This is a genomic window from Streptomyces sp. NPDC015171 (assembly GCF_043079545.1).
Classification (GTDB): domain Bacteria; phylum Actinomycetota; class Actinomycetes; order Streptomycetales; family Streptomycetaceae; genus Streptomyces.
Genome location: NZ_JBIBUO010000023.1, coordinates 23,293 through 45,507, shown reverse-complemented (window position 1 = coordinate 45,507; position 22,215 = coordinate 23,293). Strand labels below are relative to the sequence as shown.

Genomic DNA, 22,215 nt, shown 5'->3' with positions numbered 1-22,215 from the left:
CCGGACTCCATATCGTGGTGCATGTTGCCTTGCGTTGCCTGTCGGTCCTCTCACCCGTTGGGGGTGCAACACGCGCACCGTACGGCCCTACAGGCCAGATCGGTACAGGTCCGTAGCCCCTTGGACGTCCACCGTCGGCACCAGTCAGTCGGCGGCGGGGTCATGTACCCACGGCCCGAGGAGCCGCGGGTACTAACGAGCTCGGGCATGGCAGGGCGGCTTTCATCGCTTCTGCGTACGGCTTCCGGATGTCGGTGCTGCGGGACAATGGGCGAACTGGATTGCCTGCAACTGGGTGCGGTGTCCGTCGGGGCGCCGGATGATTGGGGCTTTGATGAAAGCGCACAGGCGGCTGGAGCCGGTGGCGCTGCTCACCAACCACGGGCGCGTGCTCCTGACCGTCGCGCGCGACGGGTCCGCGCGGCTTCGCGATATCGCCGCGGCCTGTCACATCACCGAGCGCACGGTCGTGGCGATCGTGAGCGACCTGGAGCAGGCCGGTTACCTGAGCCGGGAGCGCATCGGGCGCCGTACGCGCTACACGCTCCACCCGGAGGGAAGCCTGCGGCATCCGGCAGACTCCGGGGAGATCGTGCGGGGCCTGCTGGCCTGGCCCGGGAGCCAGGTGCGCAGATCGAGCTCAGGAGGGCGGACGGCCGGCCAGGTTTCCGCCCGGGTCATCGACCAGCTCGATCGCCGTGGTGATGCGCTTGCCCTCCGGCTCTCGGTGGACGGCGAAGCTCTGGCACACGGCCATGACGAGTCAAGTCCGTGCTGCCCGACGCGCCCAGGGTCGGCCGACGTCACATCAAGACGCCAGCAGGCCCCCGGGTCCCCGGGGGCCTGCTGGCGGTGGTTGCTTCTTGAGTTAGCTGGTCTTGCCGCTGTCGTCGGGCTCGGACCGGGTAGGCGAACGACGGCGGACGGCGACCAGGGTGAAGGCGCCGGCGGCGACGAGGCAGGCCGCGCCGGCGGCGATCCACGGGGTGGCGTCGGCACCGGTGTGGGCGAGGGAACCTGCCGGCGCCTTGGACCTGGAGTCACCGGCTGGGGCATCAGCGGTGGACGAGGAATCACGATCCGGTGTGTCGGTGCCCTGCGCGGAGGGCTTGGCTCCTCCACTACCGCTGCCCGGCTTGCCCCCGGGGGTGGACGGGGCGCCGCTGGGCTTGTGTGTCGGCTCGTCCGTGGGGTTGGGGTTCGGGTCGGTGGCGGTCTTGGTGTTGGTGACGGTCACGGTCACCGGGGCGCCGGGGCCTGCGGCGAACATCCTGGACGGCTTGTAAAGGCCGTAGCCGGCGGGGGCCTTGATCTCCTTGACCCAGAACTGCGTCCTGCGACTCGTCACCGGCAGTTCCCCGGAGGCCGTGCCCTTGGCGCCGGTGGTCAGGGTGAGCAGGGTGGAGGTACCGGTGCCGATGTTCACGGTCGCGCCGGGCAGGAGCTTGCCGGTCTTGTCGTCCTTGGCCTGCAGGAGGACCTTGGCTGCCTTGAACGGGTCGGTGATCGCCAGGCGTGTGACCACGCCCGGGGTGACGATGACGTCCTGGTCGGCGACAACCTCGTGGAGCTGGCTGCCGGAGGCCGTCTCCTTGAGCCGGTAAGCCCCCGGCGCAAGGTCGGAAAAGATCACCTTCCCTTGTGCGTCGGTCTTCCCGCGTCTGGCTTCTTGTCCGGCGGAGTCGAGCAGCAGGAACGCGGCGCCGGGGAGCGCGTCACCGGCCGTGTCGTTGGTGGTGATCTCGACGCTGCCCGCCTCCGGGACGGGTGTCTCGGCAGGGGTGGCAGACGCCGAGGGGGTCGGCTCGGAGGGTCGGGCGCTCGCGGCCGGTGCCCAGGTGAGGGTGCCGGTCACCGCGATGGCGATGGCGGCGGATCGGACGAAACGTGCGTGCACGGGAAGAGGACTCCTTGGTCAAGGGGGCGGGAAGTCAGCGGATTCGGCCAGAGGCCGGGGCAGGAGGCGGCGGGGCGGCTGGCGTGTTGCCGTGCGGCTGCTTGGGTGTCGTGGTGGCGACGTAGAGAGCACGGCGCGTGTGGACGGGAATGTCCTGGACGGTGCGGTGCACTGGCTCGGTGGAGATGAGCGAGGCGGTGAAGGCCGCGACGAGCGTGGTGGGCGTACCGGAAGAGAAGTGCGCTCTCCAGTGCGGCTCGCTGGGGTATCCGCCCAGGACCGCCAGACCGGCTCGTGGGAGCCGCTGCTCGCGTAGCGGTGGCACACGCCGCCGAGCCCCTCCGGGGTGAGGAAGGTCTGGGTGCCGTCGGTCTTGACGTCGTGGCTCCAGCCGCGGGTGAGCAGCTGCGCGTATGCCGCGTGCGGCGCCGTCTCGTCCTCGAACAAGTGGTCTCGGTTGCTGTGACGGTCTTCGAGGTACAGATCGAGCAACTCGGTGTGGACGTCGCGCAGGATTTCGGCGGGGTAGTGGCGTCGAAGGTGATCTCCCAGGCCCTGGGGCCGAAGGGGACACGGTCCATGCCGATGGTCCACGTCCCTTGGCCTCGTTCCCCGGGTTTGGGGGCGAACCGGGTCCACAGCCGGGCGCAGGGGCTGATGGCGAACACCATTTCGTCGATCGGCCGGTGACGATGCCAGCCGTCGTCGAAGGTGAAGGGCCAGACCCTCTCAATGTCTGCCGGGCCGGGGCCGGCGAGGTGGCGCGGGAGAACCCTCACTGTCTGGGCGGGATCGAGATCCTTCAAGGGGTCGGCGGGCGGATCGGGCAACACGAGAAGAGGCTCCTGCTGGGTAAATGGCGCGGCATGCAGTGCGCGGTGACCGGGACGCGGGCTCAACGGGCGCGGGCCTCGGCAGAGCCGGCTGCCGGGGCGGGAGTGCTGCGTGGAGTACGGCCAGCCGTGCGCGTGGGCGCGGAGGCGGCCCATGCACCGGGGAACCAGACGGCGCTGTACCGCTCAATGGCGTCGCGCAGCCCCGTGGTGACGGCCCCGTCCCACGGCGGGTGGCCGGGGCGGTGGTGGGTGTCGAAGGTGCCGTACTGCTTGGTATTCGGCCGGGTGTTGCTGGCTTCGTCGCGGCGGTGGAAGGTGCCGTGGTCCACGAAGCTGAGTGCCACCGCGTCGATCTCGCCGCGTTCCGGGTGGACGACCGCCAGGCGCAGTCCGCCGTAGGTGTCCGCGTGGATGGTGAGGGTGAAGTCGATCCGCAGCCGTAGCGGTGCGCCGGGGACGGGGGCGGCGAAGTAGGTGTTGCCCACGACGGTCTGGTCGTGGAACGGGAGGCACAGCTCGGCGAAGAACTCGGCGGCCTGCAAGGACAAGAGGGGTCTCCGGTAGGGGTCGGGCTGGTTTTACCGGCGTGGGCCGGGCAGGGCGGGACGGCTGGTGGTGCTCCAGCGCGGAACGCTGGACGCGGGCAGCGCGGCCGGGCGGCGTGACGCGACAGCCCGCTGCACGTCGAGCGGAGTGGGGGTCGGCGGTCCAGGCGGGAGGATCGGGGTGAGCTGGGCCATGCCGTTGATGTAGCTGAAGGTGTCCTCGCGCCACCGGGGCAGGGGATCCGGATCGGCAACGCTGTGGGTGACGGCGGTGAGCAGGGCGACGGGGGTGTCGGTGCTGGCCGTGGCGTAACAGATGGGCCGGTCGAGGGACTTGCCCGCCCACAGCTGCCAGCGGGCGTCCCGTGTCGTCAGTTCGGCTTCCGGATCGAGGTCGCCGGTGGTGAACTCCAGGCCGGCGAGTCCGTCCGGGGCCTGGAGGGCGAAGACGCCCCAGCGCGGACGGTCGATCTCCCAGCCCTGCTGCAGGAGAGGCACGACGGCGAGGAAGGGATCGTGCTGGTCGGTCCCGGAGACGGGGCGGGCCAGGTAGGCGTCTGGCCCCTGTTGGTACGCGGTGGCGAGGGCCGTGGTGAACGCGGTCACGAATTCGGTCGGGGTGCGGTCGTTGAAACAGACGTCCCAGGTCGGTGGGCCGAACGGATCGCGGTAGGCGTTGATGCGCCAGAGCCCGTCGTCCTCGCCCTCGGGGAGGTATCCCAGGCGGACCTTGCGGTCGGGAGCGTTGACGTAGGCGTTGCCGAGGTCGTCGTTATGCAGGTCCCAGCCCAGATCGATGAGCGGGGCGAGGGCTGGGTCGCCGATCCCGGTGGTAGAGGCCAGGTGACGCGGAGAGACGAAGACGTCTCCGTCGATCGGGTGCAAGTCGTCGTGAGTGGTCACAGGTTCCTGAGTGGTGAAGACGGGCGGGTCAGGCAGCGAGTGTCAGGGCTTTGTGGAGCGCGTTGCTGGAGCCGGTGTAGTGCAGCGTCCGAAGGCTCAGGCGGGCAGCGGCCTGGCAGTTGTCGGCACGGTCGTCCACGAAAAGGACGCGCCGTGGATCGCGAACTCCGGTGGCCTGCAGCGCGTGGTGGTAGGCGGCCGGGTCGGGCTTGCACACCTGAAGTCGGGCTGAGTACAGCGCCTGGGTCATCTGGCGTCGCCACTCGTGGGTGTCGAGCACGGTGCTGAGGTGGGCGGGTGCGTTGGACAGCAGCACCATCGGCAGCCTTGTGGCGTGGGCGCGGCGTAGGACGGCCAGGACGCTCTGGTCGGTCCCGGTCCACATGGCTGTGGCCGCGGCGAGGAGGTCGCGCAGCAGGCGGGGGCCAGGGTGGGCGCCGAGGACGCGCGCCCAGTACGCCAGGTCGCTGAGCTGTCCGGCGTCGTAGAGGTCGCGGGTGTTCCAGAAGGCTCGCTGGAAGCCGGCGAGATCGTCTTCGGGCCAGGAGGCGGTGCGGGCCAGTTGAAGCCAGTGGGCGCGGGTGGGCTGTAGTCCGATGACGCCGTTGTAGTCGAGGATGACGGCGTCGAGGCGGGTGGGGCGGGTCAAGGGGCGGTCTTCTCCAGGGCGCGGCGGGCTAGGGCGGCGAGGGCTGCGGCGAAGAGTGCGGGCAGCAGCAGGGCGGTGGGCAGGGTGGTGATGGTGGCGAGGGCGCCGATGACGGCGGGGCCTGCAAGCAGGCCGAGGTAGCCGGTGACGGAGACGGTGGCGACGGCCTTCGGACCGTGGATGCCGGCGGCGGTGATCAGGGAGGGGACGGTGCCGGACAGGCCGAGCCCGAAGACCGCCCAGCCGACCAGCGCGGCCGGCACGCTGTCGGCCAGGACGCCGGTGGTCAGGCCGGCTGCTGCGAGCACCGTGCCGGCGCGGACCACGCCAGGGGCGCCGAAGCGGGTCGTGAGCCGGTCGCCGGTCAGCCGGCCGATCGCCATGCCGGTGCTGGAGAGGGCGAAGGCGCTCGCGGCGACAGCGGCACCGGCGTGCAGGGAGTGCACGTGCACGGCGGCCCAGTCGGCTGCCGCTCCCTCCCCCAGCAGGCTGGCAGCAGCCAGCACGCCCAACAGCCAAACCCTTCGCGGTGCCCGGTCCCGGCTGGTGGGGCCAGAGGTCTCGGGGTCGGCTCCGGTCAGCGTGAGGGTGTGCGGCCCGGCCACGAGCACGCTCGCCGTCATCGCGGCGCCGACCGTCAGGAACAGAGCGCTGTGGGCTGTGCCGGCGGTGGCGGCGGCCAGGGCGGCGCCGCCCAGCGCGCCGATCGAGTACGCGGCGTGCAGGGACGACATGATGGGCTTGCCGCAGGCGATCTGGCAGCGGACCGCACCGGTGTTCGCGGCGACGTCCAACACACCGTGCGCGGCGCCGAAGACCACCGCCGCTGCGAGCAGCGAAGCCAGCGTCCGGCATTGCCCCAGCACGGCGAGGGCTGCCGCCAGTGCGACAGCTCCGCCGATCAAGAGCGCGGGGAGGCGGTCGGGACGGGCGAGCCGGCCGCCGGCCTGCAGTCCGGCGACCATGCCGACAGCGGCGGCAAGCAGCACGAGCGAGAGGCTGCCGGTCGTGAGGTGGGCGGCATGCTGGACGGCCGGCATCCGCGCGCCCCACCCCCAGGCCGAGGAAGTAGCCGGTCAGCATGGACCGGCTGCGCCGGAGGGAAGTGTCCATTCGGCTCATGCGGGGCGCCCGTCGGCAACAGGCTCGCCAGCGGGGCGGGGCTCGAGGTGGACCTGGATACGGCGGACCGTTTCCTCGGCGCGGGCCTGTGCGAGGTGAGCGGTAGGCGCGGTGGTGATCAGGTAGCCGATCCGCGCGGTCCACATGTTGCCGCCGTCGGCCGGGAGAAGCAGCTGGTCGCCGACCTGGTGCTGGAAGTGCACGCGGTCCAGCCATTCCGGGTCGACGCCGTCGAAGCCGAGGCGGAGCAGGGTGCCGGAGGTGTCCGGGTAGAGCAGCTGGATCGCGGCGGCCGAGGACCTGGTCGGGGTGACGTCGGGGGCTCGGCCGCAGGCGATGTCGGCGGCGGCGCGCGGCAGGTCGATGCCCGTGGCGAGCCGGACGAGGTGGCCGATCATGTCGCCGGCGATCCGGCCGTTGACCTCGACGAGCCGTGGCCGGCCGTCGACCAGCCGCATCTCGACATGGCAGACGCCGTCGGTGATCCCCAGAGCACGGATCGCAGCCCGGGCCACGGGGGTCACCACGTCGAGGAGCGGGTCGGCGGCGTCCACGCAGTGGGCCAGTTCCTCGAAGAAGGGCGGGGCGCTGACCGTCTTGCGGGTGACCGCGACCACGGTGGTCTCGCCGCGGTAGGTGACGCACTCCACCGACACTTCGGGCCCGTCGAGGTACTCCTCCACGAGCACGCTGGTGGACTCACGCCCGAGCCCGGCCGCCTGGTCGGCGAACTCGAAGGCTGCGGTGAGCTGTTCGGGGGTGTCGGCGCGGATCACTCCGATACTGGCCGCGTGCGCGGCGGGCTTCAGCACGAGCGGGTAGCCGATCCGCTGGGCCGCCGCCTCGGCCTCGGCCAGGGTACGTACGCAAACCGAAGCAGCCGACGGCACGCCATGCCGTGCGAACAGCGCACGGGAGGTGGCCTTGTTGCGGCACGCCTGCATCGCCTCCGGGGAAGTGGTGGGCAGGCCGAGCTGGCGCGCGAGGCGGGCCACGGGCACGAGGTACCACTCGGTCCAGGTGAACACCCCGGCCAGGTCGTAGCGACCGGCCAGGGCCCGGCCGGCCGCGGCCAGCTCCGCCTGATCGGTCGGATCGGACACCACCACGCAGTCCCGCAGGTACGGCACCTCCCACGACGGCTCTTCACCGGTGATCAGGACAACGTCATAGGCGGCGGCCACGGACTGAAGGCAGTACCCGCGGTACGCCTCGGCCTCCATGTCGGCTGCGGCAACGACCAGGACGACGGGACGGTCGGACAAGAACTAGCTCCTCGGGATCGGAGGGTGGGAATACGGAGGGGTGGCGGAACTCGGCGGCAGAGGACGGCTGCTCGTCGAGCAGCCGACGTGCGGCCAGCGGCGTGGTGGGGTCCGGGTTGAGGCTGCTCAATGCCGCCCGCAAACCGCGGGGCGGCATTGACGAGGGCACGCCCGGCGGCCTTCGTCCGGTTGAGGAAGGCGTGGAAGCGATGGAAGAGAGGGGGATTGTCAGGCGGCGCGGCGGCGGCGCAGTTCGAACACGTCGGCCCAGCGGGGGTGGTCGCCGATCAGGCGGCGGGCGTAGAGGGCAGTGAAGTTGTTGTTCAGCCCGACGACGCCGTACGGGAGTTGGCGGCGCAGTTCTTCGAAGAGGTCCTTGAGGCTGACCCGCGTGGCGCCGGCGGCCACGCGGCGGGCAGCCATGCGTTCCAGAGCGCGGTACACGTGCGGGTTATCCGCGTCGAAGGCGTGGAACTGCTCGGTGATGGTGTGACCGCTGGCGCGGTTCCTCCCGAGGAGGGTGGCGGGCATGAAGTTCTCCACGGGCTGGGGACGCGGCAGGGTCAGGTGCGCAGGGCGGGATCCGTGCGCAGTCGGGTGAAGGCGAGGAACAGGCCGAGGGCCTGCAGGACGGCGCAGGCGGTGATGACGGGGCCCAGCGCGTCGGGCGGGGTAAGCGCGGTGAGTACGCCGGCGATGGGGAACGGCAGCAGCAGGATGAGAATGGTCGCCGATAGGGTGCTGCCGAACTTCTGCGCTGGGATCAGGCGGGAGCGCAGGGTGCGCAGGACGACCGTCATGCCGCCGTCTGCCGCCATGAGGACCGCGACCAGGACCAGGTAGGACGGGTAGTCGGGGGCCTGGGCGGCGGCGAGGCAGGCGAGCGAGGCGAGGGCCGCGCAGGCGGCGCCGACCGGCCACAGGCCCAGGCGGTCGAGCGCGAACCGACAGAGCATGACGCTGAGGAGCGTCGCGGCGGCAGCGGCGGACCAGACCAGGCCGACGGCAGTGGTGGATTGCCCGAAGTGTTTGACGACGATCACCGGGCCGGCCGCTTGGAGGAGTCCGGTGGCCAGGTTGGACAGGGTCAGCCCGGTCACCAGCCAGCCGAGCGCAGGTAGGGAGCGGATGGTGCGCCACCCGGTAAGAAGTCCTGCGCCCGACCGTGCCTTCGGCGCGCGGGCCGAGGCAACGGGCGAGGGGGGTGTGCGCAGCGCGAGCATGGCGGCGACAAGCGAGAGCCCGGTGATCACCGCCAGCATCGACGCCGGCCCGGCGAGCAGGAGCAGTCCGGCGAGCGCCGGGCCTGCCAGCGTCGCGGTCTGGTCGATGCCGAGCAGGACTGCCTGAACGTGATGGGCCCGGCTTCCTGCTCGGCGGCCGGCGGCGGCACCCGCAGTCTCGGCCGCGATGTAGCTGAACTCGGTGAGCACGCCGGTCGTCGCCGCGAGCACCATCACGGTTGCGCTCGCCACGGTGCCGGACGGATGGAGATGAAGGAGGACCGCGCCGGCGGCGAGGGCCAGCGCGCGTCCGAGGGAGGCGAGGTGGAAGACCACGGCTGCCCCGCGCCGGTCGACGATCGATCCGGCCCCCCGAACGCCGCCAGGCGCGGGATCCACTCCAACGCGAACGCAGCACCTGTCAGTGCGGCGGAGCGCGTGGTGGCCAGGACCAGCAGCGGGATGCCGTAGGTGGACATCGCGAACGCGAGGGCGTCAGCTGTGCGTGGCAGGTAGATGCTGCGCAGCAGCCCGGCGGTGTGGCGCGCGTGCCGGGGGGTAACCGCTGCGCTCACGCGACCGGCTCGGGCTCGGACACCCGAGTGACCTGGGGATTGCCGGCCAGCCACTGGATCAGGAGAGTGCGGGGGCGGGCAAGGTCCCCCTCGGCCTCGGCGCTGGGCAGGCGCCCGGCTGACGGCCGCGAGGGGCCGTCGGCCGGCTCGGCCGCGAGCGAGGGCCCCAGGAGATCAAGGACGTGTCGGACGCGAACGCTGAACTCGCAGACCGGTGCCGGGTAGGCGTGGTGCCGGGCCCAGCGCGCAGCCGCGTCGTACAGGTCTGCCAGCTCCGATCCTGACTCGGTGAGTTCCAGACCGGCGCCGGGCGCGATCCGGACGAGACCGCGGGCACGGGCCTCTTCGGTAGCACGACGCAGATGGTGCGAGGAGAGGTCGGGGAGGATAGCGGCCAGCCGCCTGGGCGGTATCGCCCCGTTGTCGTCGATCTCGGTGACCAAGCGGATCAAGGAGCGCGAAGCCAGCAGCTTGATCGCGCTGCTCACTTCGGCAGAAGTGAAAGGGATGGTCATCGGCGCGGACCTCCCGCCGGGATGGCCGCCATCGGGCGGGCGGGGCTGGCGTGGGAGAAGAGATCGCGGTGGTGCCAGGCCGGAGCGGACTCACCCGTCCGAGCAGGTGGGATCGATGTGAGGGCTGGCCGTGACTGGCTGCTGACCCACGGCCTCGGCGTGGGCTTCGCCTGCGGGTGCCCCCAGACGGGGTGATGGGCCGCCTGGTTGAGGGGCCGCCCGGCGGACCACGCGGACAGGGCGCCGAGCACGGGGCCGAGGCCGTTGCCCGCTGCGGACAGCCGGTAGGGCTGGCCCGTGCCCTCGGTGTCGATCAGGCCGTCGGCGACGAGCTGCCGCAGCGGCGGGTACACGTTGGTCCAGTCGCTGCTGGGCATCACGATCCGGGCCAGGGCCCGCCCGCTGACCTCCTCGCGGGACTTGAGCACCCACAGGATGGCGGCGGCGTGCCGCCGTGTTAGGAGGGTGAGGCTGTCCTCGATCTGCTCGATCGCGGGCAGCGGGCGGTCCGTCTTCTCTAGATGCTCCTCGGCCCAGGTGACGATCAACGGCAGGACCGGCAGCAGGGCGGCGCCACGCTCGGTGTGGCCGTAGGTCACGTGCCGCGGGGTGAGTTCGGTGCGCTCGACGAGTCCGGCGTCGCACAGCGACTTGAGCTTGGGGTGGAGCTGGCCGTTCTGCAGCCAGGACACCTTGGCCGCCAGCTCGCTGTAGCGCTGTGGCGGGCCGGAGAGCGCCAGCAGGATCCTCACGTTCCAGCGCGGGGTGATCATGGCGAGGGCCTCGGTAACCCGGGCGATGTCGGCGTCGGTGTCAGGGGGCAGAGCGGTGATGGCCAAGGGAGGAACTCCTGGGTAAAGGAAAGGGGGATCGCCCGCGGGTCAGCGGCTGTGCGCAGTGCTCTGGGCCAGAGGGGGCGGAGCAGGTAGTGGTGGTGATGGCGTCGGCGGGGACGGCGTGGGGGCCGGAACGCGGGCGAGGCTCTGCAGAACGGCCAACACGGACTTGGCCTGGACGTCGCGCACGGCGACTGCCTCGGCGAGCCGGCGTGCACCATCGAGAAGGTGGGAAACCTCGTGCCGGCCGATCTGCCGCTCGGGGTGGATGAGCCGGGCGAGTTGACCGCGGTGGACGTCGATGCTGCGCTCGGCGAGGGCGAGGCCGTCGTGCATGCCGAGCAGGGCGGAGAGCATGCCGGGCGGCTGAACCTGGGCGTGGGCCTCGAGTTCGGCGAGCGGTGCGCCGTACAGGTCCTCGATCCGTCCGGCTATGTCGGTGGACGTGAGGTGGGGCAATCGGGGGCTTTCACAGTCGGCGGGGCCGGGCCGCCCCGGCACGCGGAGGTGCCGGGGCGGCGGACGGGGGCAGGGTTGCGGTGGCCCTGAGCTGAGCCGTGCGGACGGGCCGGGCCTGCTGGGCCGGTGGGGGCATGGTGCGCAGCAGCTCGCCGAGGGCGGCGCGGTAGCCGTCGCGGGCCTCCAGCGCCGCCTCCAGCCACTGGGCGTCGAAGCGGAGCTTGTCCGCCGACAGCTCGCCCATGTCGCGGTCCGGATCCATGTCCGCGTGAACACGGTCGCGGACACGGGCGACCTGCTCCTCGGTCAGAGCCAGGAAGGACCGCAGCTCCAGGACCCGGGCGAGCGCAGGCGAGGCATCGTGGCCGACAGCCGTCTCGTACAGCTCGGGTACCGGGCGCCCGAAGACCTTCTGCAGGTCGGCGTCCATGGTGCTGGCCTTGTCCCGGCTCATCGAGCGGCCCTCGTCGGCCGCCACGCCGTCGCCGGTGCGGCTGTACCAGCAGGCCGGTGGGGGGCGCTGGTCTGCACCGCCGGCCCGGTTCGAGGTCGAAGGCGGGCGAGGCGCTGGGCGGCGAGGTCCTTCTTCCCCGGAGCGTCCGGGTCGAGGAGCCATCGCACGACCATGGCCCGGCCGTCGCGAGCGGTGACGGCTGCGTTCACCCGGTGTGCGAGACCCATTGTCGGGTCGTCGACCTCGCTGGGCTGGCTTTGCAGTGCGGTGAGGAGGTCGTCCTCCGCTCGCTCGAGCACGGACTGGGCCTCGACGAGAAGGCCGTGCCACTTGACGACGTCGGTGGCGTCAGGATTGGCGGTCGGCGCGGCGGCGACCGCGGCCTTCAACTGGTCGATACCCATGTCGAAGTGCGCTTCGATCCGTTCGGTGAGCACGCCCACGACATCCTCAGACTCATCGGATACGCCGTCGGACAAAAGAGGTCTCCTGTTCTGAAAGGCCGATGCCTGGGGGAATGTGAGAGGCGGCTGTACTCGGCGGCTCAGCTGCTTACCGGGGCGTGCTGAATTCCGGTCAGTCGAGACACATTCGGACGTCGCGGTAGACGTACGTGCCGGACACCCAGCCCTTGATGCCGGTGGTCTTGTCCGTGATGTAGACCCAGTTGCCGCTCTTCTTGGAGACGGTGAACTTGTGGCTCTTGTAGAGCACACCGAGCGCTGTGGACTTCGAGCTGGCCTTGGACCGGATGGTCACGGCCTTGGCGTGCACTGCGTACGGCAGGTACGGGTGGTCGTAGCAGTCGCTCGCGGAGAGAGCGGAGGCGGCGGTCGGTGCCGCGCTGGCGGTGGTGGCGGACAGCACCGGCAGCGCGAGTGCGCCGAGCATCGCTGCGGATATGGCAATTCGGGTGGAGCGCATGCGGAAGAAACCTCCGTGAGGGCATGAGGGAATGTGTGGAAGGGCGCCGCAGGGGGTTGTCCCGGCGGCTGTATAAGAGTCCGGAGAATCGCCGGTTTGGCTAACCGGCGATCGTCGGCTATGTTGCGCCGCCCGCGTGGGGCTGAGCGCTCAGCGTGAACGGCCGGGCGGGCGCGGAGCAGGGGCCTTCGTCACACCGGCTGGGCGGCTGGCGGCGGCTGCCGGGCGGACCGGCGGGAGAGGGCCGGCCTCGCCGGTGAGCCGGTCGTCGCACCACTGCAGTGCTTCGCCGAGCGTGTCGAAGCCGCCCTCGCGCAGGGTGTGCGTCCACGTCTCGGTGTCGACCTCTTCGACCACGACGCGGAACGGCGACGGGGCGCGCTCGTCCAGGGCGCGCAGGGCCACGACGACGACCATGTCGTCGGGGTTGTCGCTGGTGTAGGAGTAGCCCATGGCGTAGTGGTCGCCGTCGCCGGCGAGGCGTCGCTCCAGCGCTCGCGTGGCGTCGTCCGCCGACGGCGGGGTTAGCTCGGGGTCGAGGCCGATGGCGTCGGGCGGGCAGCCTCGATGGATGAGCCAGGACTGCGCCATCGCGGGCAGCGGAAGCGGGGCCTGCTCGAAGCTGAACGTCTGCTTCTTGTAGTCCCGTTGCAAATGGACGGCGAGCACCTGGGGCGTGCCGGGGTGTCCCCAGGTGGCGGTGCGGTCGAACAGGACGTAGTAGCTGTGCGGCCCGTCGTGGTGTTCGGCGAGGGGGACGAGCATGTCCTCGTGGACGCCGACCTTGCGGTAGAAGTCGAGGTACGTCTCGTCGTCGGCGTCGAGGTCGTCCAGATTGAAGTCGACCTGGGGGATGGGCGTCCGGACCGGCTCCGGTTCGGTGGGAGACAACAAGGGGCCTTTCGGTGGAGTTCAGCGTCGCTGCGCCGGGGTGGACGGCGATGTGCCGGGGCGAGCTGGTACCTTCGGCGTCTGCGTCGTGGGGGTCCTGCGGGCGGCGAACAGGGCGGCTCTTCCGGCGTCGGTGAGCGCGACCGGTTGGCCGGCGTGTACGGGGTGGCCGGTGTCCCGGACGACCAGGCCGGCGTCCTCCAGCCGCTGCAGCTTGGCGTGAGGAATGCGGGTGCCGGAGGCGGCTGTGACGGACATCCGGCCGGTGAGCAGGTGTTCGTAGAGCTTGGCGCCGCCGGCGATGGCGAGCAGCGCCGCCTGGTCGTCCGTCGAGAGCTGCTGCACGTCGGGCGCGGAAGCCGCCGCTGCAGCTTCGATAGGCTCCAGGGCAGCGAGTACCTTCCTAGCCGCGGCGGTTCGCGTGGCGGTGGCCTCTTCCAGCTGGTCCACGGTGCGGTCGATGCGCGTGATGAGAGCGCTGTCGACGTCGAACTCGCCGCTGGAAAGGCGGTTGAGGAGTTTGAGGTAGAAGGTGACACCGGTCTGGGCCTTGGCCAGTTCACGGTGGCGGTCGACCACTTGGGCGTGCTGCTCGTCGAGGACGCCGCGGTCGCGGTAGGCCCACAGGGTGTCGATGTCGTGCCCGGTGACGGCTTCAAGGCGGTGGTCGAGCGGGGAAACCGCACGCCGGGTGGGTGTCGGCGCGGGTTCAGCGGGCATGGGCGACCTCTGTGCGTTCAGCGGGTGGGATGGTACGCGGGGTTCTGGGCGGGACGGGGCAGGCCCGGCAGTGCGGTGGGCGGCGGACCGGGGCGGGGCACGGGAGTGCGGGTGGTCAGCTGCGGGGAACGCGAGCGTGCCGCGTGGGTGCGGGCGCTCAGCGGCCGGCGGGTCATCCCCAGGCGGCGGCCGACCTCGTCGTAGACGTCGTTGCCCGCGCGCGGCCGGACCGCGACGACGTGAATCTCCTTGGGGTGCGCGGACTCCGCGGGTGCCGGACGGACGCCGTAGACGAGGCGCCAGTCCTTGCGGGCGTCCACGAACAGCTTGCGGAATCCCTCCAGGTCACCGTCGAGACGCAGCCCGAAGCGTTGGGCGTTCACGACTTCCTGCAGGTAGGCGAGGGTGAGGTCGCGTATGTCGCTGGGGGCCTGGAGGAGATCGGTCAGCGCGCGGGGGTCGAAGCTCAGTCCGAAGGCGGGCTGCCCCTGTCCCGCGGTCATGACGTCGGCTCGTCCTGCTCGGCGGCTTCCGCCGTGGCCGCGGTCTCCGTGCGCACGGACGGCGGCGGGCCGGGCAGAAGGCGGTGCGCGGGCCGGTCGGGAGAGGTCATGCAGGCCGACAGCGGCCCGCCCGGCGCGCGGATTGCCGCGACGGCGTGGGTGAGGAAGTCCCGGTGCCACACGAACAGGCCGGCGAGCCCGGCTTCGGGGTCCTTGTGCTGCTGGTAGGCGAGCCACAGGGCGTGGAGCCAGGCCACGACGTCGTCGTGCTCCTGCCACTGCAGGCACCAGGGCGCAGCGGTGGTGACCTCCGCCCCGTACACCGGGAGGAAGAAGTCATCCACCCAGTCGGACAGGGCGTCGAGTTCGTCCTCGCGCTCTTCTCCGTCGAGTTCCAGGATCGGGCGGGGCTCCGGTGGAGCGGCGGCCGGCGGCCCGCCGAGTCCCGGCAGGCCGAACGCGGCGAACGGTGAACCGCTCGGCGGCGGGGCGGACGCGAGGTGGTCGAGTTGCTGAGCCTGTTGCGCCGACTGCTCCATGAGCCGCCGCACGCTCGCCTCGATTCCCTCCAGCTGTCGATCCGGAATACGAACCGGCTCCAGCTCTCCATCGCCAGGCTGTTTTGTGGATTCGGGCATGAAAAGTTCGGCCTCCTACGAGACACGGGATGAGAGAAAGACGGAAGCGTCTGCGGGGTTCGCCCGGCGAGCTACACGGCCACTCCCGCGGTATTTCGCCGACGGCTGCGCTTGGGGAGCCGGTCGCCTTGGCGTCAGGCAAGGACGGGGCTCAGTCGGTGAGAGCCACGTCGTCCTGTGTGAGGGTTGCGTGGATCGTCTCGGTGAGCCGGTCGGCCGCGATCGACGCGTAGTGCTCGGTCTTCTCCACGCCGATGAAGTCCCGGCCTTCCAGCAGAGCGGCCACGCCCGTGGAGCCGGAGCCGGCGCAGAAGTCGAGGACCGTGCCGCCCTCGGGGCTGATCTTGACCAGCTCGCGCATCACCTCGACCGGCTTCTGCGTGATGTGCCGGCGCTGCGCGCCCGAGGGCTGAGACGCCGAGTACATGCCGGGCAGATAGACCGGGTTCCGGGAGCCGTCGATCGGTCCCTTCGACGCCCAGACGATGAATTCGCAGTTCTGGGTGAACCGGCCCTTCTGCGGCCTGGCCTGCGGCTTGTGCCAGGCCAGCACGCCGCGCCACAGCCACCCGGCGGCCTGGATCGCGTCCGTCGTCGTCGGGAGCTGACGCCAGTCGGTGAACAGCAGCGCGGTCCCGCCGGTCTTCGTCAGACGGTGCGCCTCGGTCATGATCTGCGTCAGCCAGAAGCCGTAGCTGCGCTGGTCCATGTTCTCGCCGGTGAAGTCGGCGAGGTCGTTCTTGGAATCGGCGGAGGTGTACTTCTGCTTCGCGGAGCGGGTGGTGCGCTCCTTCGCGGTCCGGCCCCCGCTGTTGTACGGCGGGTCGGTGATGACGGAGTCAACGCAGCCCTCCGGAAGGCCGGAAAGAACGGCCAGGGCGTCGCCCTGGCGAAGGGAAAAAGGCAAAGAGGGACCCCTAATTCGGGTGCGGATTCACGGGAAAGTAGCCACCTCGCACAGGAGTCCTCGCGGGCCGGAAGTGGGCATGGAAAAGCCCAGGGCCGCGGACCGAGGAGGCGAGGGGGAGTCCAAAAACTGTAGAGGCGAATTGGCCGACGGCCAAGAAGTGCTGTGCCGAGGTGCCGGATTCCGGCACCTCGCGCCGACTTTTTGGTCAACCGCCAATCCGGGCCTACTGTTTTTGAACCGCCCGGCGCACACCGCCGCTGGCTACCCCCCGCCACGCCTCACGGAGGTACCCCCTTGCCCCGGCACACCTAGCTCACGGCCCGGCCAGCTGGAGCGAGCGGCAACTCGCCCCGCATCGGTCCGCCTTGATCGCCCACCCCGGCCGCCGCGCCCTTCCACCACGCCTCGCGCACGCGGCACGCCGGACACTGCACCCCGAAGGACACGCTCATGACGTCTCGCTACCCACCCCTGCCCGACCTCGCTGACCCGCGAGCGGTCCGCTCCGGTTGAAGGCGCTCGCCGCCGGCATCGGCGTCATCTTCCTCTCCCCACTCCTGCTCGCCGGTACCGGCATGATGATGGCGTCCTCCGCGGACGCCGTTCAAAGCAGCAGCAGTTCCCTCATCTGCCTGAACGACATCGACACCGGCAAGGTCGCCGAGCAGGTCACCAAGATCCTCGACGGGGCGTCCGGCAAGAACGTCCACGTCGAGGGCCTGGACCTGCCCGCCGAGCAGGTTCCCAATGCCCAGACGATCGTGGCCACCGGCATCAGCCTCGACGTCCCCAAGAAGGGCCAGATCGTCGGGCTCGCCACGGCGATGCAGGAGTCGAGGCTGCGCAACCTCAACTACGGCGACAGGGACAGCCTTGGGCTGTTCCAGCAGCGTCCCTCCCAGGGCTGGGGCACCGCCCAGCAGATCCGTGACCCGACGTACGCGAGCGAGCAGTTCTACAAGCACCTGCTCAAGGTGAACGGCTGGCAGCAGATGACCGTCACCCAGGCCGCCCAAGCCGTACAGCAGTCCGGTCTGCCGGACGCCTACGCGCAGTGGGAGCACCTGGCCACCGCGCTGCAGGAAGCCATTGCCAAGACCTTTCCCGGCGCCGGCAACGACAAGGACACCAAGGATCCCAGCCAGGGCAAGAAAGCCGGCACTGGCACCACCGGCTGTACTCCCGGCCAGGACGGCTCTGGCTTCGGCCCGATCCCTGAGGGGAGCGTCCCGAAGGGATACACGATCCCCAAGGACGCCGGCCCCAAGGCACGCAAGGCCATCGAGTGGGCGATGCACCAGCTCGGCACCCTCTATCAGTGGGGCGGATCCTGCACAAACGCCCACGGCCCGGACCCGATGGGCCGCTGCGACTGCAGCTCGCTGATGCAGCAGGCGTACGCGCACGCCGGCATCACCCTCACCCGCACCACGTACACACAGGTCAGCGAGGGCAAGGCTGTCTCCCCCAGCCACCTCCGGCCCGGTGACCTGATCTTCAGCCGCGGCACCGCGAGCCGTCCCGAGCATGTCGGCATGTACATCGGCGAGGGCCTCGTGATCGAGGCGCCGCGCACCACCAAGCCGGTCCGGATCACTCCGATCAAGGACTGGACGATTCTCGCCGCCCGCCGCGTCCTGTGACGCCGCCCCCGCCCGGACGCTGCTCCGGGCGGGCCGCCGCTGCGGCCTCTTGCGCTCCCTGAGCGCCTTTTCCCTCTTCGCTTCCCCTCTCCCCGCCGGCCCTCGCCTGGCCCGCGTATGCAAGGAGCCCCGCCACACCTATGTCCGTCCCTCTCGCAGACCGCGTCATCCAGCTCGCCTACGACCCAGGAATCTCACCCAAGGGCGGCGGCCTGCCCGGCCTGAGCGTGCTGAAGAACGTCGTCAACAGCATCAACATGTTCGGCATCATCGCCGTCGTCGGCGCCCTCGCCGTCTCGCTCGGCGTGTGGGCCTGGGGCCACCACACCGGTGGCCACCAGGCCGAGGCCAACGGGAAGAAGGGCGCGGTCGTGGCCGCCGGCGCCGCCCTCGGTCTGGGTGCCGCGAACGGCATCGTGGCCTTCTTCTCCGGCCTCGGGTCGCAGGTCCACTGATGCGGAAACGATCCCCCTCTTTCACGCTGTCCTCGTACGGCGCGGGATGGTCGGCCAACCGGCGCATCGCGATCGCCGCCTCCGTCATCGCCGTCCTGCTCGCCATCACCGGGATCGTCGCCCTGCTGACCGGGGGCGGCAACGGCCACCGGGCCCCGGACGTCGCCTCGCCCGCCCCAGCTGGCAGCCCTTCCTCCACCGTGACCGCCCCGAAGCCTTCCCCCGGATCCGGGTCCGTGCCCAGGCCACCGCAGATCGCCGAGCCGGTCGCCTACGCCAAGGCCGCAGCCCAGATGCTGTGGTCCTACGACACCCGCGACACCAGCCGCGACCAGCAGCTCGCGGGCATGCGCGCCTGGATGACCACCGAGACCAAGTACGCCGACTGGGCGTCCGTCTCCGGTCAGGTGCCCGACCCGGTGCTGTGGTCGAGGATGGCCGACCAGGACCAGCACGCCACCGCCCACGTCACCGAGGGCCACTACCCCGGCGCGTTCAAGCAGGCCCTCGCCGAGGACCCGTCCGCGATCACCGAGGCGTACATCTACGTCGTCACCGTCAACGGCAAGCAGCAGATCGCTTGGAAGAAGGGCGGCGGCGGGGCCGAGGAACGGGCTGTGACCCTCGCCGTCCAGTGCCGCCCGAGCCGCGACTGCACTCTGGCCGCCATCGCTACGAGCGTCACGCAGTGACCCGCGCCTGAGACAAGAAAGGAGGAGTAACTCCCCGTGGGTTTCTGTGATTACCCCCTGGCCGACAAGCTCTGCGCGGTCGGTGACGCGGTCGATTTCGCCTCGGACCCCGGCAAGGCCATCGGTGACTGGATGGCGAAGTCCGCCGGTGAACTGGCAGCCGCGGCGGCCGATCTGGCCGCCGAAGCGGTCAACACCACCACGAAGGTCGACCTGAACGCGTCGTGGTTCGTCGACAACTACGAGATGCTGCTGCCACTGGGCCTGGTCCTCTTGGTCGCCACCTTCTGCGCACAGCTGGTCCGGGCCGCTATCAGACGCGACGGACAAGCACTGACACAAGCCTTCACCGGCACCATGTCAGGGGTCCTGTTCGCCTTCTGCGCCATCGCCGTGACCACGGTCGCGGTCGAAGTGGTCGACGCCGTCAGCGACGGCCTGTTCAAGACCGCTCACATGAACATCGAGTCGGCCGTGCGCCGCATTGTGAAGGTCAGCCAGATCGCATCGCTGGCGGGCCTGGGATGGCTCATCCCGGTCGTCGTCGGCCTCGGTGCCGCCATCGGGGCCTTCCTCTACTGGTGCGTGATGATGGTCCGCAAGGTCGGCATCCTCGTCATGGTCACCCTCGCCGTCTTCGCCTCGGCCGGCGGCGGCTGGGAGGTCGCCAGACGCTGGCGCAAGGGCTGGATCGAGGCCACCGCCACCCTCGTCGTCTCGAAGTTGCTGATGACCGTGATCTTCGTCCTCGGTATCGCCGCCATGGGCAAGACCGAGGCCAAGGACGGCATCGCCGCCCTCGCCGACGTCATGTCCGGCATCGTGATCATGATCCTGGTGCTGCTGTGCCCGTACGCCGTTTTCAAGTTCGTGCACTGGGCGGCCGACGGCACGGACGGCGAGTCCATCCACCGAGCCGGCGGCACTGGAGCGCAGATCGCCAAGACCCACGCCGAGAACGCCGCCCGCAAGGCCGCGGCGGCAGCCGCCACCGCCGGGAGTGGCGGCGCGGCAGCCGGAGCGGGCGTCGCCGCCGCGCAAGGCCCCGACGCCGCAGGCGGAGGCGGATTCCCCGGCGACATCGCCGCCAACCCGACCGGCGGCAGCGGCGGCGGCAAGGGCGCTTCGCAGGGTGGCGGAACCGGCGGCTCACCCGGCGGCGACGCGGTCAAGTCCGGCCTGGAGAAGGCCGTCCAGCCCGCGCCGACCAGCGTGTCCGACGACACCAGCGGCCAGGTGGGCGGCAGCCCGGGACCTGGCGGATCCGGCGCCAGTACCGCGTCAGGGCAGAGCGGCGGATGGCAGTCCACTCCGCCGACCACCACCCCGCCGCCGCCGCAGGGCGCACCACCGTCCTCCGGCTCACAGAACGCCCCGTCCGCCGGGTCGAGCGGACCCCCGCCGCCTCCGAGCGGCCTCTGACACCCCCTGACCGACTCCCGGGGGCGGGATGTGCACGCCATCTCCCGCCCCCGGCTTTCCCCGCGCCACCAGGACCCGCCCCTTGACTGATCTCTCCGTCGCCCCGGTCACGGTGAAGTTCCCGCACCGGTCCCGCCGCGGCATCCTCCTCGGCCTCTCCCTGCCCCAACTCATCCTCGTCTCCTGCACGCTGGCGCTGCTGCTGATGACAGTGATGTCAACCGGACTGCTCGGCGCCATCGCCCTGACACCGCTGTGGGCCACGTCCGGGGCACTCGTCGCGATCCGCCGGCACGGCCGCTCCCTCATCGACTGGACGCCGATCGTCGCCCGCTACGCACACCGCCGCCGCACCGGGCAGACGCTCTGGCTCGCCCGGCCCGTCACCCGCCCCCGGCAGGACGGCATCCTCCACCTGCCCGGCAGCGCCGCCTCCCTGAAGGTGGTCACCCCCGGCGACTCCGCCAACGGCGCCGCGGCCGTCCACGACCCGCACCAGCAGACCCTGACCGCCATCGCCCGCGTCAGCAGCCGCGCCTTCGCCCTCCTCGACCCCACGACCCAGAACCACAACGTGAGCAGCTGGGGACGCGCGCTCGCGGGCATCGCCCGCACCGGGCACATCGCCACCGTGCAGGTACTGGAACGCACCGTCCCCGACAGCGGCGACACCCTCACCCGGCACTGGACGCAGAACGGGCAGCCCCAGACCCCCGTCGCCGGGCAGATCTACTCCGAACTGGTCGCCTCCGCAGGCCCCGCCGCCGCACCGCACGAGACCTACCTCGCCATCTCCCTCGACCTCAAGGCCGCCCGGCGCCTGATCAGCCAGGCCGGCGGAGGGCTGCCGGGTGCGTTCACCGTCATGGAGCAGACCACCGCGTCCATCGCGCAGGCAGCCCGCAACGCCGGACTGATGGTCACGGGCTGGTTGAGCGCGCGGGAGATCGCCGCCGTCATCCGCACCGCCTACGACCCGGGGGCCCTCGCCGCGCTCCAGCAGTGGTCGGAGACCGGCCGCGCCGAGGCCGACCCCGCAGCCGCAGGTCCCGTCGTCCAGGTCGAGGAGTACGACCGCCTCGCCACCGACAGCGCCCGGCACGCGACGTACTGGGTGGAGAACTGGCCGCGTACCGAGATGGGGGCGGGGTTCCTGCACGGGATCATGTTCACGGCCGGCGTGCGGCGCAGCCTGTCCCTTATATACGTGCCGCAGGGGCTCGAGTCCGCGCTGCGGGACGTCCAGCGGAAGAAGGCGGCGATCATCGCCGACGCCAACGAGAGGGCCCGCCGGGGGCAGGTCGACCGTGAGGAAGACTCCGTCGAGTACGCCGACGTCAAAATGCGCGAACGGCAGCTCATCGCCGGGCATGCGGACGTGGCACTGACCGGCCTGGTCACCGTCACGGCCGAGACCGACGCCCTCCTGGACGCCGCCTGCGCGCAGATCGAGACCCACGCCGTCAGCTCCGGGGTCGATCTCCGCAGGCTCAACTACCAGCAGCCGGACGCCTTCGCTCTCACCGCGCTCCCGCTCGCCCGCACCGCCCTATGAGACGGCGCCGCCCCCAGCGGGCAGCGCCTTGGTCCGCTGTTCATCGATCACCCGCGACGCATCACCCGTCACCGCACCTGCCTTGCGGCAGGAAGGACCAGCACCCTTGACCTCTCGCACACCTCCGCACGACGCGCACCCCTACCTCCGCGCGGCGAGCGCCGGACTCCGCCACCACACCCGGGCCCTGGCACCGCCGGACGCGAACCCGCCTCGGCCGGCGGACCGCCTGCACCTTGATCTGCTCCACGCCCATCTCACCGCTCTGCTCCAGCTTTTGGACCGGCTCGCTGAGAGCACCCGGCCTTCGCATCCCGGTGCCGGCCGCCACCTCGGCACCGTGCACACACGCCTCTGGCAAGCCGCCACCGAGATCCACTCGGCCTTCCACCTGCTGCCCAGCAGTACCGCAGCAGGAGCCGAGGCGAGCGCGTGCCATCCCGAGCGGCTGCCTGAGGGTCCGCCCGTGCTGACGATCTGCCAGCGCCACCTCGCCGCCGGACACGTCGTCCGCCGCAAGACCACCCCCACCGACCTCCGCCCGCACACCACGGCCTGCGTGCGATGAGCACCACCCGCAGAA

General features: G+C 71.0%; 24 protein-coding genes and 3 pseudogenes. 6 read left to right on the top strand and 21 right to left on the bottom strand.

Going from position 1 to position 22,215, the window contains the following annotated elements; all coding sequences use genetic code 11:
• Positions 1 to 868 precede the first annotated feature (868 nt).
• The 21 genes and pseudogenes from ACF073_RS37085 to ACF073_RS36985 all read right to left on the bottom strand — a co-directional run bounded on the left by ACF073_RS37085 (position 869) and on the right by ACF073_RS36985 (position 15,862).
• The gene (locus ACF073_RS37085; protein WP_392075896.1) at positions 869 to 1,897 is read right to left on the bottom strand and encodes a collagen binding domain-containing protein; all 1,029 of its coding nucleotides are present in this window, start codon (positions 1,895 to 1,897) and stop codon (positions 869 to 871) included.
• 34 nt (positions 1,898 to 1,931) lie between these two features.
• Positions 1,932 to 2,222, bottom strand: a complete 291-nt coding sequence (locus tag ACF073_RS37080; RefSeq protein WP_392075895.1) for a DUF317 domain-containing protein — start codon at positions 2,220 to 2,222, stop codon at positions 1,932 to 1,934.
• A 256-nt stretch (positions 2,223 to 2,478) separates the two neighbouring features.
• A pseudogene (locus ACF073_RS37075) lies at positions 2,479 to 2,568 on the bottom strand (hypothetical protein); the annotation flags it as partial.
• Positions 2,569 to 2,792: 224 nt separating this feature from the next.
• Positions 2,793 to 3,281: a hypothetical protein gene (locus ACF073_RS37070; RefSeq protein WP_392075894.1), complete on the bottom strand. Its 489-nt coding sequence runs from the start codon at positions 3,279 to 3,281 to the stop codon at positions 2,793 to 2,795.
• 30 nt (positions 3,282 to 3,311) lie between these two features.
• Complete coding sequence (locus ACF073_RS37065; protein WP_392075893.1) at positions 3,312 to 4,181, bottom strand: DUF317 domain-containing protein; 870 nt, start codon at positions 4,179 to 4,181, stop codon at positions 3,312 to 3,314.
• 28 nt (positions 4,182 to 4,209) lie between these two features.
• Positions 4,210 to 4,830, bottom strand: a complete 621-nt coding sequence (locus tag ACF073_RS37060) for an HAD-IA family hydrolase (protein WP_392075892.1) — start codon at positions 4,828 to 4,830, stop codon at positions 4,210 to 4,212.
• Positions 4,827 to 5,952, bottom strand: a pseudogene (locus ACF073_RS37055) (MFS transporter). The gene ACF073_RS37060 and the pseudogene ACF073_RS37055 overlap by 4 nt, the downstream one beginning before the upstream one ends.
• Positions 5,949 to 7,175 (bottom strand): ATP-grasp domain-containing protein, encoded by a 1,227-nt coding sequence (locus ACF073_RS37050; RefSeq protein ID WP_392075936.1) that lies wholly within the window; start codon positions 7,173 to 7,175, stop codon positions 5,949 to 5,951. Before ACF073_RS37050 ends, ACF073_RS37055 begins: the two are co-directional and overlap by 4 nt.
• Before the next feature lie 270 nt (positions 7,176 to 7,445).
• Positions 7,446 to 7,748 carry a hypothetical protein gene (locus ACF073_RS37045; RefSeq protein ID WP_392075891.1) on the bottom strand — a complete coding sequence of 101 codons (303 nt, stop codon included), beginning with the start codon at positions 7,746 to 7,748 and terminating at the stop codon, positions 7,446 to 7,448.
• A gap of 32 nt (positions 7,749 to 7,780) precedes the next feature.
• Positions 7,781 to 9,015 (bottom strand): annotated as a pseudogene (locus ACF073_RS37040) (MFS transporter).
• Entirely contained in the window at positions 9,012 to 9,530 is a 519-nt protein-coding gene (locus ACF073_RS37035) for a regulator (RefSeq protein WP_392075890.1), read from the bottom strand. The pseudogene ACF073_RS37040 and the gene ACF073_RS37035 overlap by 4 nt, the downstream one beginning before the upstream one ends.
• The gene (locus ACF073_RS37030; RefSeq protein ID WP_392075889.1) at positions 9,527 to 10,369 is read right to left on the bottom strand and encodes a winged helix-turn-helix transcriptional regulator; all 843 of its coding nucleotides are present in this window, start codon (positions 10,367 to 10,369) and stop codon (positions 9,527 to 9,529) included. Before ACF073_RS37030 ends, ACF073_RS37035 begins: the two co-directional genes overlap by 4 nt.
• 42 nt (positions 10,370 to 10,411) lie before the next feature.
• Positions 10,412 to 10,825: a hypothetical protein gene (locus ACF073_RS37025; protein ID WP_392075888.1), complete on the bottom strand. Its 414-nt coding sequence runs from the start codon at positions 10,823 to 10,825 to the stop codon at positions 10,412 to 10,414.
• A gap of 10 nt (positions 10,826 to 10,835) precedes the next feature.
• Positions 10,836 to 11,279, bottom strand: a complete 444-nt coding sequence (locus ACF073_RS37020) for a hypothetical protein (protein ID WP_392075935.1) — start codon at positions 11,277 to 11,279, stop codon at positions 10,836 to 10,838.
• Entirely contained in the window at positions 11,276 to 11,758 is a 483-nt protein-coding gene (locus ACF073_RS37015) for a hypothetical protein (RefSeq protein WP_392075887.1), read from the bottom strand. Before ACF073_RS37015 ends, ACF073_RS37020 begins: the two co-directional genes overlap by 4 nt.
• Before the next feature lie 97 nt (positions 11,759 to 11,855).
• On the bottom strand, positions 11,856 to 12,203 hold the full coding sequence (locus tag ACF073_RS37010) for an SH3 domain-containing protein (protein ID WP_392075886.1): 348 nt from the start codon (positions 12,201 to 12,203) through the stop codon (positions 11,856 to 11,858).
• A gap of 150 nt (positions 12,204 to 12,353) precedes the next feature.
• Positions 12,354 to 13,097: a hypothetical protein gene (locus ACF073_RS37005; protein WP_392075885.1), complete on the bottom strand. Its 744-nt coding sequence runs from the start codon at positions 13,095 to 13,097 to the stop codon at positions 12,354 to 12,356.
• A gap of 18 nt (positions 13,098 to 13,115) precedes the next feature.
• Positions 13,116 to 13,814: a hypothetical protein gene (locus ACF073_RS37000; RefSeq protein WP_392075884.1), complete on the bottom strand. Its 699-nt coding sequence runs from the start codon at positions 13,812 to 13,814 to the stop codon at positions 13,116 to 13,118.
• A gap of 17 nt (positions 13,815 to 13,831) precedes the next feature.
• Complete coding sequence (locus ACF073_RS36995; RefSeq protein ID WP_392075883.1) at positions 13,832 to 14,317, bottom strand: hypothetical protein; 486 nt, start codon at positions 14,315 to 14,317, stop codon at positions 13,832 to 13,834.
• The gene (locus tag ACF073_RS36990) at positions 14,314 to 14,856 is read right to left on the bottom strand and encodes a DUF4913 domain-containing protein (RefSeq protein ID WP_392075934.1); all 543 of its coding nucleotides are present in this window, start codon (positions 14,854 to 14,856) and stop codon (positions 14,314 to 14,316) included. The genes ACF073_RS36995 and ACF073_RS36990 overlap by 4 nt, the downstream gene beginning before the upstream one ends.
• 250 nt (positions 14,857 to 15,106) lie before the next feature.
• A complete protein-coding gene (locus tag ACF073_RS36985; RefSeq protein WP_392075882.1) occupies positions 15,107 to 15,862 on the bottom strand; it encodes a DNA-methyltransferase in 756 nt (251 codons plus the stop codon).
• A gap of 512 nt (positions 15,863 to 16,374) precedes the next feature.
• On the opposite strand from ACF073_RS36985, the gene ACF073_RS36980 reads away from it, so the two are divergent.
• The 6 genes from ACF073_RS36980 (at position 16,375) to ACF073_RS36955 (ending at position 22,200) form a co-directional block, all read left to right on the top strand.
• Positions 16,375 to 17,508: a C40 family peptidase gene (locus tag ACF073_RS36980; protein WP_392075881.1), complete on the top strand. Its 1,134-nt coding sequence runs from the start codon at positions 16,375 to 16,377 to the stop codon at positions 17,506 to 17,508.
• A 140-nt stretch (positions 17,509 to 17,648) separates the two neighbouring features.
• Positions 17,649 to 17,963, top strand: a complete 315-nt coding sequence (locus tag ACF073_RS36975) for a DUF6112 family protein (protein WP_011031268.1) — start codon at positions 17,649 to 17,651, stop codon at positions 17,961 to 17,963.
• Positions 17,963 to 18,655, top strand: a complete 693-nt coding sequence (locus tag ACF073_RS36970; RefSeq protein ID WP_392075880.1) for a hypothetical protein — start codon at positions 17,963 to 17,965, stop codon at positions 18,653 to 18,655. The genes ACF073_RS36975 and ACF073_RS36970 overlap by 1 nt, the downstream gene beginning before the upstream one ends.
• 36 nt (positions 18,656 to 18,691) lie before the next feature.
• Positions 18,692 to 20,077, top strand: coding sequence for an ATP-binding protein (locus ACF073_RS36965; RefSeq protein ID WP_392075879.1), 1,386 nt, complete (start codon positions 18,692 to 18,694; stop codon positions 20,075 to 20,077).
• Between the two features lie 82 nt (positions 20,078 to 20,159).
• On the top strand, positions 20,160 to 21,632 hold the full coding sequence (locus ACF073_RS36960; protein WP_392075878.1) for an SCO6880 family protein: 1,473 nt from the start codon (positions 20,160 to 20,162) through the stop codon (positions 21,630 to 21,632).
• A gap of 106 nt (positions 21,633 to 21,738) precedes the next feature.
• Positions 21,739 to 22,200: a DUF6238 family protein gene (locus ACF073_RS36955; protein ID WP_370666686.1), complete on the top strand. Its 462-nt coding sequence runs from the start codon at positions 21,739 to 21,741 to the stop codon at positions 22,198 to 22,200.
• The last annotated feature ends 15 nt before the right edge of the window (positions 22,201 to 22,215 follow it).

Coding starts and splice junctions, on each gene's coding strand:
- ACF073_RS36975 (WP_011031268.1), top strand. CDS start 17,649: ATGTCCGTCCCTCTCGCAGACCGCGTCATCCAGCTCGCCTACGACCCA.
- ACF073_RS36990 (WP_392075934.1), bottom strand. CDS start 14,856: ATGGAGCAGTCGGCGCAACAGGCTCAGCAACTCGACCACCTCGCGTCC.
- ACF073_RS37000 (WP_392075884.1), bottom strand. CDS start 13,814: ATGCCCGCTGAACCCGCGCCGACACCCACCCGGCGTGCGGTTTCCCCG.
- ACF073_RS37010 (WP_392075886.1), bottom strand. CDS start 12,203: ATGCGCTCCACCCGAATTGCCATATCCGCAGCGATGCTCGGCGCACTC.
- ACF073_RS36970 (WP_392075880.1), top strand. CDS start 17,963: ATGCGGAAACGATCCCCCTCTTTCACGCTGTCCTCGTACGGCGCGGGA.
- ACF073_RS37020 (WP_392075935.1), bottom strand. CDS start 11,279: ATGAGCCGGGACAAGGCCAGCACCATGGACGCCGACCTGCAGAAGGTC.
- ACF073_RS37045 (WP_392075891.1), bottom strand. CDS start 7,748: ATGCCCGCCACCCTCCTCGGGAGGAACCGCGCCAGCGGTCACACCATC.
- ACF073_RS37035 (WP_392075890.1), bottom strand. CDS start 9,530: ATGACCATCCCTTTCACTTCTGCCGAAGTGAGCAGCGCGATCAAGCTG.
- ACF073_RS36995 (WP_392075883.1), bottom strand. CDS start 14,317: ATGACCGCGGGACAGGGGCAGCCCGCCTTCGGACTGAGCTTCGACCCC.
- ACF073_RS37050 (WP_392075936.1), bottom strand. CDS start 7,175: ATGGAGGCCGAGGCGTACCGCGGGTACTGCCTTCAGTCCGTGGCCGCC.